The 12,021-nt window shown below is 42.5% G+C and carries 5 protein-coding genes; 4 read left to right on the plus strand and 1 reads right to left on the minus strand.

The features are described 5' to 3' along the window. The first annotated feature begins 79 nt into the window (after positions 1–79). The 4 genes from RM556_RS17095 (at position 80) to RM556_RS17110 (ending at position 10,662) form a co-directional block, all read left to right on the plus strand. A complete protein-coding gene (locus tag RM556_RS17095; RefSeq protein ID WP_311375187.1) occupies positions 80–1,555 on the plus strand; it encodes a tryptophan halogenase family protein in 1,476 nt (491 codons plus the stop codon). A 391-nt stretch (positions 1,556–1,946) separates the two neighbouring features. Further along, positions 1,947–4,964, plus strand: a complete 3,018-nt coding sequence (locus RM556_RS17100) for a TonB-dependent receptor (RefSeq protein ID WP_311360501.1) — start codon at positions 1,947–1,949, stop codon at positions 4,962–4,964. 74 nt (positions 4,965–5,038) lie between these two features. Beyond that, positions 5,039–9,433, plus strand: coding sequence for a pullulanase-type alpha-1,6-glucosidase (gene pulA, locus RM556_RS17105; protein WP_311375188.1), 4,395 nt, complete (start codon positions 5,039–5,041; stop codon positions 9,431–9,433). A gap of 206 nt (positions 9,434–9,639) precedes the next feature. Next, complete coding sequence (locus RM556_RS17110) at positions 9,640–10,662, plus strand: MBL fold metallo-hydrolase (protein ID WP_311360500.1); 1,023 nt, start codon at positions 9,640–9,642, stop codon at positions 10,660–10,662. A 113-nt stretch (positions 10,663–10,775) separates the two neighbouring features. Here RM556_RS17110 and RM556_RS17115 read toward each other — a convergent pair whose 3' ends face one another. After that, entirely contained in the window at positions 10,776–11,735 is a 960-nt protein-coding gene (locus tag RM556_RS17115) for an integron integrase (protein ID WP_311360499.1), read from the minus strand. Positions 11,736–12,021 lie beyond the last annotated feature (286 nt).

Raw genomic sequence — 12,021 nt, forward strand, 5'->3', positions numbered from 1 at the left:
CTATGATAAGAACCACTTCTTCGGAAGTGGTTCTTTGTTTAAGCATCAGATAAGTCATTAGCAATAGAGAAGTAAATTCATGAAAATAGTAGTCGTTGGCGGCGGTTCCTCAGGGTGGATGACAGCGAGCATGTTATCCCGTCTAATCGGTAAACAGCATGAGATTACTCTAGTTGAGTCTGAAGAAGTTGGCACAGTAGGAGTGGGCGAGGCTACTATACCACCCATTGCTTACTTTAATAAGGTGCTGGGAATTAATGAAGCTGAATTTGTTAATGCAACAAAAGGCACATTCAAACTAGGTATTGAATTTGACGGCTGGCGCGATGCCGAACATTCGTACATGCACGCGTTTGGACGCGTTGGCAAAGACATGGGAATGGCGGGCTTCCACCACACTTGGTTGCGAGGGAAGTCTCTTGGACTTAACACCGATTTCTGGGATTATTCGCTGAATTATCAGGCTGCAAAGAACAACAAATTTGGCTTTTTACAGAAAATTCCAAATACGCAATTACCCGGTTTAGTGCACGCCTATCATTTCGACGCAGGCCTTTATGCAGCTTACTTGCGACAGCTCAGTGAAAAGATGGGTTGTATTAGGGTTGAAGGGTTTATTGATAAGGTAAACCTCGAGCCTATTAGTGGTCATATCCTTAGCCTCAGCTTGAAGTCAGGCGAGGTGATTGAAGGCGATTTCTTCATTGATTGTAGTGGTTTTAAGGCATTGCTGATTGAGGGTGCTCTAAAAACGGGATATGAAGATTGGCGACATTGGCTTCCTTGCGATAGCGCGATGGCGATGCCATGCGAGTCTGTAACCCCCATCAAACCGTATACCAAATCTATTGCTCACAGAGCAGGTTGGCAGTGGAGAATTCCATTACAGCACCGCACCGGCAATGGGGTAGTCTATTCAAGTGAATTCATGAGTGGCGATGAGGCGTCGGCCCATTTGATGAATAATGTTGATGGTCGAGCATTGGGTGAGCCGCGTCCGATAAAGTTCACTACTGGTCGCCGAGTTAAACAGTGGCATAAAAACTGTGTCGCAATTGGCCTCTCTTCTGGCTTTTTAGAGCCATTGGAATCGACTAGCTTACATTTAGTTCAAAGCGCTATCGTGCGTTTGGTTAAGTTGTTCCCGCAACAGGAAATTAATCAAGCTAACGTTGACGAATACAATCGCCAATCGCAAATCGAGTTCGAGCGCATTCGCGATTTTATTATTCTTCATTACAAGCTTAATAACCGCACAGAGCCATTTTGGCAACGAATGAAAGCCATGGAAATACCAGATACTCTGCAACAAAAAATGACACTTTTTAAAGAGACTGGGAGTATTTTCCGAGAACAAGATGAATTATTTACCGAAGCCGCATGGCAACAAGTTATGATTGGCCAAGGTATCGAGCCGAAGTCTTATCACACCTTAGCTGATTCTCTAAGTGATGAACAAGCCTCAGAGCTTCTGCAAAACTTGAGTGCAATCATGCAAGGAACAGCCGCAAAACTGCCTAGTCACAATGATTTCCTTTCGGCATTCAAGCCGTAAATCACAGAAAAACGCTTCATTTTTGTAATGAATAAAGTACATGAGTGAAGCGTGTAAGCCCTTTCATTAGGTGTTCCCTGCATAAATGCACGAAGTGTTAACAAAAGTAAGGTTAACGAAACGTAAAGTGTAGATATCGCTGAATCTTAATTAACCAACTGAATTTTATGTATAAAATATTTAATTTAGGTTCGTGTTGATAAAAAAATTATCTCATTTAGGTATTAAATGTTAAGTGAATGTTATGAATACGTATGCACAAAATGTCAAATAGAGTAGCAAAAATGTAACATTTGTCTCGAGTATAAATAGGCGTTCTTGCATGCTCTGTTTGAACAATCGTGTGAGTTGCAAACAAAAACGCCAACTACAACACCAATGGGACACAACTATGAATAAATTCAAACCCAGCTTGATTACTGCGGCACTTGTTGCCAGCGGAATGATGTTTGGTAGTTTGCCATTGTATGCGCAAGAAGACAGTGAAGAGCAATCTTCTAGTCAAGAAGCGCAAGATACAATAGAGAAGATTGAGGTACGTGGTTACAGTACTAGTTTGATAAAGTCTCTGAATCAAAAACGGTTCAGTGATACGGTATCAGAACAAATCTCGGCAGATGATCTAGGCGGCTTACCGGATGTTTCTATGGCGGATGCATTAACACGTCTACCCGGTATTTCAGCAGTAAGAACCGGGGGGCAAGCTGCGGAAATTAACATTCGTGGTTTGGCCGGCGATTTTGTTTTCTCTACCTTAAATGGCAGAGAGCAAGTATCAACGAGCGGTAGTCGTTCCATTGAGTTTGACCAATACCCTTCAGAATTAATTAGTAGCGCAGCTGTTTATAAGTCGCCAAAGGCGTCTTTGATTGAAGGCGGCGTTGCTGGAACAGTAGAACTCACTACGGCAAGCCCTCTGTCAAATAGCGAAACGCATACCTTTAATGCAAATATTCGCGGCATGTATAATGACCGAGCGAGTGAAGTAGCAGATGCAGATGAGTTTGGCTCGCGGATTAGCTTCTCTTATCAAGGTAAATTCTTAGAAGATACATTAGGTGTAGCCTTAGGTTATGCTCGCTTGTATCAGCCAAGTGTTTCAACTCAATTTATTGGTTTGTCATATAGTCGTGAAAAAGACGTCGATTTTCTTGATGGTGACGTTGAAAATCTCAACCCAGATTTAGCGCCAGAAGGCCAATGTGGGGAATGTGAAAGGATCAGTGAAGGTTTCGAGCTACAACACAAAGGTGGTGGCGAAACGCGAAATGGTTATATGGCGGCGCTTGAATGGGCACCAACCGATAATTTTGTATTAAAAGCCGACGCGTTCTTATCAAAATTTGATTCAGAAGAATTTGCTCGCGGATTTCGTGTCAAATTAGAAGCGCCGAATGTCACTATCGCTAACCCGACAGTGGTGGACAACGATGTCATCGGTGGGACTTTCCAACGTGTACCTGATCAAAACACACGAGTTGAGTTGGTAAACGACGATAACCAAGATTTCGACAGAGTCAAAAGCCTTGGTATTAATGCAGCGTGGGAAATATCAGATGATTGGTCAATGAGCTTTGATATTGCGCATTCATCTGCCGAAAGTGATTTCAGAAACGGTCTACTTTGGTCGCTTGTTGCTGAGGATGCTAACGCTGCACTGCCAAACTTAGACGAAAATATTTCGATTAGTTATTTGTTGAATGGTTTGGACCTACCTGATTTAGGCTTTAACCAAGCAGACGACTTTATTGATTTGAATAAAGTATTGGTCTCTAAATATGGCATCTATCCATTCCAAAACTCAGATGAGCTAGATGCATACCGTCTTGATTTTCAATATGTCCTAGATAATGACTGGGTACGCAGTATTGAATTTGGTGCACGTTATTCTGACCGTGAATACAGTAATGACCGCTCAGTATTTGAGTACGGTTCAGATTCAGGCTTTTCAAGAAGCCAGCCACCATTGCGCTTAACTGAAGATATGGTGACGGTAGTTAATTGGGAAGGCGAATTTTCATATTTCCCAAGCTACTTAGCAATTGATTTAGATAAAGCACTCGATGCATGGTTCCCAGGTGGCGTACCACAGCCTGTGCAAAGTTGGGGCGGATTCTCTGGGGTACTTAATCCACCAGAAGGCGACCCAATTGGTGATACCTCATGGTCAGTACTGCAAAGCGGTAAAGTATTCGAAGAAGTCACGTCAGCTTATGTGATGGCGAATTTGGATATGGAACTAGCAGGCATCCCAGTTACAGGTAATGTGGGTGTGCGCATGGTTGATACTAAACAGGCATCTACTTTCCTACAGAATGTTGGGGGAGATCCTACCGCTGGCGCGCAAATCATTGTTGATGATGTGGGTTTTGCAGTTGATACTTTCCGTCCAGTTATCCTAGAAGATACATACACTGATTACCTTCCGTCACTTAACTTGACCTTTAGACTGAGCAGTAACCAACAAGTGCGTTTTGCTGCTGCGAAGGTGATGGGGAGAGCCCCAATCAATGAAATGTTCGCTAACGCGGGTGCAACAATATCTGAACCGTTCGCGAGCCAAAATATTGATACAGGCGAAATCACAGTTATTGGTGAAGCAAGATTAAATGGCCAAAGTGATAACAGCCCGTATTTACGTCCGTTCTATGCAAATCAGTACGACATATCTTACGAGCATTACTTCAACGACACAGATGGCGCATTTGTTGCGGCTCTTTATTACAAAGACATTCAGTCTTTTGTTGACCGCAGCACAATAGACCCTTACGACTTTGCTGGCAATGGTTTTGTTGTACCTACAGAAATTGAAGTACCTGTCTTTACAGATGAGGAAGATTCACAGCCTGTTCTTGATGAACTAGGTGAGCAACTGACTGTTACCGTTCCTACCGTAAATGGTTCGTACACGACCTTCGAGAATAATGCGCGAGGTGGTTATATTCGCGGTATTGAACTCTCATACACTGAAATTTATAGCAACTTACCGGGTCTTTGGTCTGGTTTAGGTGTCAGCGCAAGTTACTCTTACACTGAAACTGAAATTGTTCGCAGAGCAAGTGCTAGCGATGGCATCTATACAGCAGAATTACCAGGATTAAGTAAGCAGGTATTGGCAGGAACTGTGTTCTGGGAAAATGAAGGTTTCGAAACACGAGTTAGTGCTCGTTATAGAGACCCGTTTGTGTCCAAGCAAGTGTCGGTAAATGATGAAGTGGTTAACTTCGATTCGGAATTGGTTATTGACTACCAAGCGAGTTATGAAGTAACCGACAATTTAGGTGTTTTATTCCAAGTTAATAACCTCACAGATGCGCCAACCAAGAGTTACTTTGGCAGTGAAGCTCGCACAGGAACCATTCAGTACTTCGGTACACAATACTTCTTGGGGCTAACGTATTCACTATGAGATTAATTAACTTTATGTCTTTGTTGTTACGCAACAAAGGCCGCAACACAAATATGACATTGGAGCGTAAAGCTATGTTTAGTCGTAAAAGTATCATTAGCTACTCTGCTATATTACTTTCAATCTTTGTATTGTCAGGATGTGGCGGTTCAGAAGTGGAGTCGGGGCAGGTTGCACTAACTTGTTCAGTTCCCAATATTCCCAATTCGGATGCAACAGCCTGCGTTCCGCCACCACCTATCAGTTGTCCAGCACCTACTGTGCCAAATGACACAAACGATGCCTGTGTGGTTGGTTTCAATTCAAGCTTGCCGGATCCGGTCGTGTTCCCAGGTGTTGACCAAGCAGTATTGTATTACAACCGTATAGCGGTTGATGCTGACAACAGTGCTGGCGATCCCGCTTATGAAGGCTATCGCTTGCATACTTGGAGCAACGATGCGTGTGATGCATATGCGGATGCAGATACTGCATGGGAAGATGGCCGTATACATGACGGTATCGATCCGACCTATGGTGCTTACTGGGTATTAGATTTAAAACCCGGTTACGCTGCAACACCAGGCGCATGTCATAACTTCATTATTCACATCGGTACTGACGATGCTGGTAAAGAATTGGGTGGTGGCGACTTTAAAGGTCCATTGCAACAACCAGATGATGAGCGTTTTGCTCGTATGAACTTTACGTTCTCTGGTGTACCCACTATCTATGAATTCCCTATTGATTCACTAGGTGAGCAACCCGTATCGATAGATGGTGTGCAAGCGCACTGGCTTGATGCGTCCACATTACTTTGGGATGTCGATTTTGCGGTAGTTGACTCTGTGAAGCTTCACTATTCAGCTGACGCTAGCTTAGAAGTGACTTTAGAAGATGGCTTGAATGGCACAGTAGCTGATTTGACCGAAGTCGATTTAACAGATGAACAACAGGCGATTGCTCCGCATCTTTCAAGCTTACCGGCTTTTGCAGGTGAGTGGACTGTCGATGACGCAAAAGCCGTCTTGAAAACTCAGGCTGTTTTAGGTGCTTATAATGACGAAGGTAAATTAGTTGCAGCGACACGCATCCAAATTCCGAATGTGTTAGACCAACTATACACTGTCGGTGAGAACGATGCCGATGAGGCTGTCCTTGGACCGGTTTATACCGACTCTGGTATTGAAGCTCGAGTGTGGGCACCGACTGCGTCAAATGTTGCATTGAAACTTTATGGCGAAGACAAACGTTTGATTTCAACGAATGCAATGGCATATGACGATACTAACGGTATTTGGACTTATGCTGGTTCGATGGATATAGACAGACAACTATACCGTTACGAAGTGACTGTTTATCATCCTGAAAGCGAAGAAATTGAAGTGTTAGACGTGACTGACCCTTACTCAGTGAGTTTGGCTATGAATGGTCGCTTCTCACAGTTTGTTAATTTGTTGGATGAAGATCTGAAACCGGAAGGTTGGGATACACATACTATTCCATCAATTCAGGATCCTGAAGATGCGGTTTTATATGAAGGCCATATACGCGACTTCAGTGCATTGGATGAGTCTACAAGTGAAGTAAATCGCGGTAAGTATATGGCGTTTACAGAAAAAGACTCTGCACCTATGCAGCATTTAGCTACCTTGGCAGAGAAAGGCTTAACTCACTTCCACATGTTGCCTGCGAATGATATTGCAACAATTAACGAAGATGAAACTAAGGTTGTTGATTTCTCTAGCACGGTCCAAGACGTGTGTGCTATTAAACCAACTGCAGAAGTATGCCAAGACAATACGCCTCGCGATATCACAATTGGTGAATTGTATAACAGCTTTAGCGTGTTATCAGAGCCAGGTGCTGCACAAGCATTAGCTCAACAATTGCGTGACATTGACCAGTTTAACTGGGGTTATGATCCTAAGCATTTCAATACGCCAGAAGGAAGCTACTCTTCTAATCCAGATGGTGTAGCGCGTATTATTGAAATGAGAGCAATGAATCAGTCACTACATGAGATTGGTTTGCGAGTAGTACTTGATGTGGTTTATAACCATACAAACGCATCAGGTTTGTTTGAAAACTCAGTCTTCGATAAAGTTGTCCCTGGTTATTACCATCGTTATGAAGTTGATTCAGGCGCGATCGTTCGTGAGACTTGCTGTGACGATACGGAACCACGCAACCGTATGATGGAAAAGTTCATGGAAGATTCACTTCTACTTTGGACTGAACATTATAAGTTTGATGGTTTCCGTTTCGACATTATGAGTCAAGCGACCAAACAAACCATGGTTGACTTGTATGCAAAAGTTCGTGAGTTAGATGAAGATAACTATTTCTACGGAGAAGGTTGGACGCGTCAAGACCGTGGCTATGAGCAAGCAAATCAAATTAACATGGCCGGCACTGAAATTGGCACGTTCAATGACAGAACTCGCGAAGGTATTCGTCGCGCTAACATTTTCTACAATGGCACTAACAATAGCCGTTTAGGCGCTGATGGCGAGATGAGCCTAGCTGCTGCTATGAGTGACCAAGACATCGTGAAAATGTCGATGGCGGGCACATTGACTGACTTTGTTCTTGAAACGTCTGGAGGCAATGCCACTGAAACGAGTTCGTTAGGTGGATATGCTTTAGATCCAGCAGATATCGTTAACTATGTGTCAAAACATGATAATGAATCACTTTGGGATCAATATAGCTACAACTTACCTCGTGACTTAACCCTTGAAGAACGTATCCGTGCACAAAACATTGGTATTGGTATTCCAATGCTGTCGCAAGGTCTACCATTCTTGCAAATGGGTGGTGACTTCTTGCGTTCTAAATCAATGGACAGAAACACGTATGATTCTGGTGATTGGTTTAGCCGTATCGATTTCACATACGCAACAAACAACTGGAATGTAGGTCTGCCGTTGGCAGAGGATAATGAAAGCATGTGGGATACTATTTCTACATTCATGTTCTCTCCTGAGCGCGCTGCAACAATGACAGACATCGAGTTTGCTGCTCAGGTTTTCCAAGAATACTTGAGTATTCGTACCGACAGTAAGTTATTTCGCTTAACAACAGCTGAAGACATTAAGCAACGCCTTGGTTTCCATAACATTGGTGCGCGTCAGCAACAAGGCTTGATTGTCATGAGCCTAGATGACGGTATTACGCCCGACAGTGATGTTATGTTGGAAGACTTAGATCCGATGTACGATGCAATCGCGGTTGTTATCAATACAGGGTATGAAGAAAAATCAATTGAAGTCTTAACGGCTACTGGTTTTGAACTTCACACTATTCTAGCTAACTCTGTTGACCCAACTATTCGTGGCGCCTCGTTTACTGAAGGTGCTGATGAATCAGGCAATGGTACGTTCACAGTGCCGGCTTTAAGCATGGCAGTATTCGTTAAGAATCAAGGAATGGAGCGTGGTTACGGTTTATCAGCGTTTGCAACGTCAGGTGCGCCTGATGTGGTGCCTTACGGCGATACAACGGTGTTGCTGCGTGGTTCTATGAATGGCTGGGGCGATACTACTGCCTTCGATTACAAAGGTGATGGCGTTTACGAAGTCGCATTTGAGTTGGTGGGTGATACAAGCTATGCATTCAAAATAGCTGATGCAGACTGGAGTGCTATAAACTTAGGTAATACAGATGAGCCAGTTGTTGTTGAAGGCGAAGCGAAAACCTTAGTTCCAGGTGGTGATAACCTGAGCTTTACGCCAAGTGTTGATGCAACTTACGTATTTAGCGTTGATGCAAGTGATACAGATGCACCTGTACTGACTATCGTTAACGAAGAGCCTTATGTTGGTAACCCAATATACCTTCGTGGTGGTATGAACGGTTGGGGCTTAGACGATGAGTTCAACTACGATGGTGGTCGTTTGTACTCTGTTGCTGTGAACTTGGGTGCTGAAGAGTATCAGTTTAAAGTTGCTAACGAAGGCTGGGCCGGTCCAAACCTAGGTGCATTTAGTGAAGATGATCTTGATGACACTGTGATTTTGGGTCAAAACACTTTCTTGACCGAGAATGGTTCCAATGTGTTCATTAACGTCGAAGAAGCGGGTGATTATGTGTTTATCTTTGATAGCACAGACTTAGATGCACCTAAAATTCGCGTTTTCGCTGAGAATTTCTTCGGAGCAAATACCGTATTTGTTCGCGGCAGCATGAATGGCTGGAGTGAAGATAATGCCTTGGTTTACGAAGGAGATGGCGTATACACAGTGAATATCGACCTAGATGGGAACGATGTTAACTTCAAGGTTGCGACATCAGACTGGTCTACTGTTAACTTGGGAGCGACTTCTGATGAAGAAGCAGCGGTGACGCTAGGCGAAGCAAAAGTACTATTCCAAGATGGAAATAGCGCTAACTTAACGCTGAGTGCACCAGCTGCAGGTACCTATCAATTTAAAGTTGAAGGCCCTGATGCAACAGCACCAAAAGTGACGGTAACTGCCGTAGAATAAAAGTTTCCCCAAAACTTTTACTATCAAAAACCAGCGCTTGCGCTGGTTTTTTTATTGTAAATTTTGCCAAAAGTGGAAGCTGAAAAACAAAAAATAAACCAACATCAAGCCCTCTAATACTTCTCAATTAATAATGGTGCTTGGTGTTATCTTTGAAAATTCTCTTTAATAGTATTTCTGATCATTTGTTCTTTTGTGGAGTTTTCATGTCTGTCAGTTTTATTGATGCGCCTATTCCCGATGACGGTAACTTACAGTCGGTAGCCGAGGGGATATATTGGTTGCGAATGCCACTCCCATTCGACTTAGATCATATTAACCTTTACCTGCTGGATGATGGTGATCACTACGCGCTTATTGATACAGGCATTGGCACAACGCGAGTTGAGGAACTCTGGGAAACGCTCTTAGCGAAGCTAGATAAAGGGATTAGTAAAGTTATTGTGACTCATATGCACCCCGACCATATTGGTATGGCTGGTTATTTAGTCGAAAAATTTCGAGTACCTTTATACATGAGTCACTCAGAGTACTTTGTCGGTAGGGCGCTTTCTGCAGGAAGTCGAGGAGCATCTGATTGGCAAGACGACGAGTATCTAAGGCGTTGTGGCATGTCTTCGGAGTACATTTCGACTGCCAGTGAGAATCGTAAAAAGAATAAAGGGGTAGGTCAGGTCATCCGTCCAATACCACTGCAGTTTGAACGCTTGCAGGAAGGTGATGTGTTGAGACTAGGTGATGACAATTGGCAAGTCATTATTGGGCGAGGCCATTCACCTGAACACGTTTGCTTATATAATGAAAAGCGTGAAATATTGATATCGGGCGACCACGTTTTACCGGGTATATCCCCTAATATTGGGGTTTACAGCACAGAGCCAAACGCAAACTCATTGTTGCAATACCTCACTACTTTACCGCAGTTTTTGAACTTAGCAGAAAACACCTTGGTTTTACCGTCACACAAACAACCCTTTCATGGCTTGCATACTAGAGTAGAGGAACTGTTAGTGCATCATCAGGTGCACTTACAGAATTTAAGGCAATTTTGCCGTGATGAAAAAACAGTGGAAGAGTGTCTTCCTGTATTATTCAAACGTGAACTCAATCCCCACAATCTATTTTTCGCAATCGCGGAAGCTTTATCACATCTGAATTATTTGTACTTTGCAGATGAATTTTCAAGAACAGTAGACGAGCAGGGGCGTTTTGTTTTTAAGATAAAGTAAGCGCCATAAATAGCTAGTATGCATTTCTCTATCAGACTGTTAAAGCTTGAGCCCGAATAAAAAATAGAGAAGAGAACAAATGTTCGGCACATGCTAGCAAGCGTGTGCTTATTTTACATCTTAAGTCTATCGAATGGACTTGTGTCACTCGCGAATCGCTCGCCAATCACATGTGTGTACATCTCAGTCGTTCTGATATCACTGTGCCCCATTAATTCCTGCAAGGTTCTGATATCGGCGCCAGCTCTCAACATTTCAGTAGCAAAAGAGTGACGAAAGGTGTGCGCGCTGACTTTTTTATTCACTTTCGAGGCAATGACTGCTTTCCTTAATTGTTTGCTAAATGAAGTAGCGTGTAAATGATGTCGACATACATACCCATCGTAAGGGTGGATGCAACGAGTAGTTGATACAAAAACATATTGCCATTTGAGGTCTCGGAGTGATTGGCTGTACTTCTTATGCAGACTCGGTGGAAGCGATGTATCTCCATAATTCTCAGCCAAGTCTTTCTGATGTATCTTCTCAACTCTAGCTATTTGGGTTTTGAGAGGCTCAATTAAACTCTTAGGTAAAATTGATATTCTGTCTTTTTGACCTTTTCCCCTAAATATAAAAATACTGTTGTTATCAAAATCGATATCTTTCACTCGCAAACTTAATGCTTCATTTATTCTTAAACCAGCCCCATATAAAATCCCAGCTATTAATAAATGCACCCCTTTTAAGTGCCCTAAAACCTTAATTACTTCGTTTGTTGACATTACGCTGGGCAAGCTTTTAGGTTTTTTGCTATATCCAAAATCTAATTCTCCAAGGTCGATATTCAAGAACTTCTTATATAAAAAGACAAGGGCACATAACGCTTGGTTTTGTGTAGAGGCACTAACCTTTTCGATATTTGCCAAATGTGTTAAGTACATAGATATCTCTTTACTATCTAGTGATGAAGGGTGTTTATAACTATGAAACCGAATAAAACTTTTTATCCAATAAATATAAGCCTTTTCTGTTTTTAGACTATAGCGCTTAGTACGCATAAACTGCCTAACTTCACCAATAAACTTTGACACAAAAAACTCCATTTCTTTTGTTCCAAACCTAGACGCACTAACAGGTAAGATGTCTTCTATTGCTGTTTTGTTCTACTCAACAAACTGATTTTTCGAACAAAAATTAATAACCAAAAGAAATAAAAGGAAAACCTACTATTCTTCAAAGTATGGATAAAACCGCAGATACTTTTGAAAATTGATTAGACAAACTAAGCTCAAGCGTTGTATAACCAAGGATATTATATTTTAAGAAAGACATGATCTACGGACCTTTGGTACTTATCGTGGATTCTGTCTAATGAAT

Source organism: Alteromonas sp. W364 (genome assembly GCF_031846205.1).
In the GTDB taxonomy this organism is placed as follows: domain Bacteria; phylum Pseudomonadota; class Gammaproteobacteria; order Enterobacterales; family Alteromonadaceae; genus Glaciecola; species Glaciecola blandensis.

Excerpts from the sequence above, each read along its gene's own strand:
- RM556_RS17110 (WP_311360500.1), top strand. The coding sequence starts at position 9,640 with ATGTCTGTCAGTTTTATTGATGCGCCTATTCCCGATGACGGTAACTTA.
- RM556_RS17095 (WP_311375187.1), top strand. The coding sequence starts at position 80 with ATGAAAATAGTAGTCGTTGGCGGCGGTTCCTCAGGGTGGATGACAGCG.
- RM556_RS17100 (WP_311360501.1), top strand. The coding sequence starts at position 1,947 with ATGAATAAATTCAAACCCAGCTTGATTACTGCGGCACTTGTTGCCAGC.
- pulA (WP_311375188.1), top strand. The coding sequence starts at position 5,039 with ATGTTTAGTCGTAAAAGTATCATTAGCTACTCTGCTATATTACTTTCA.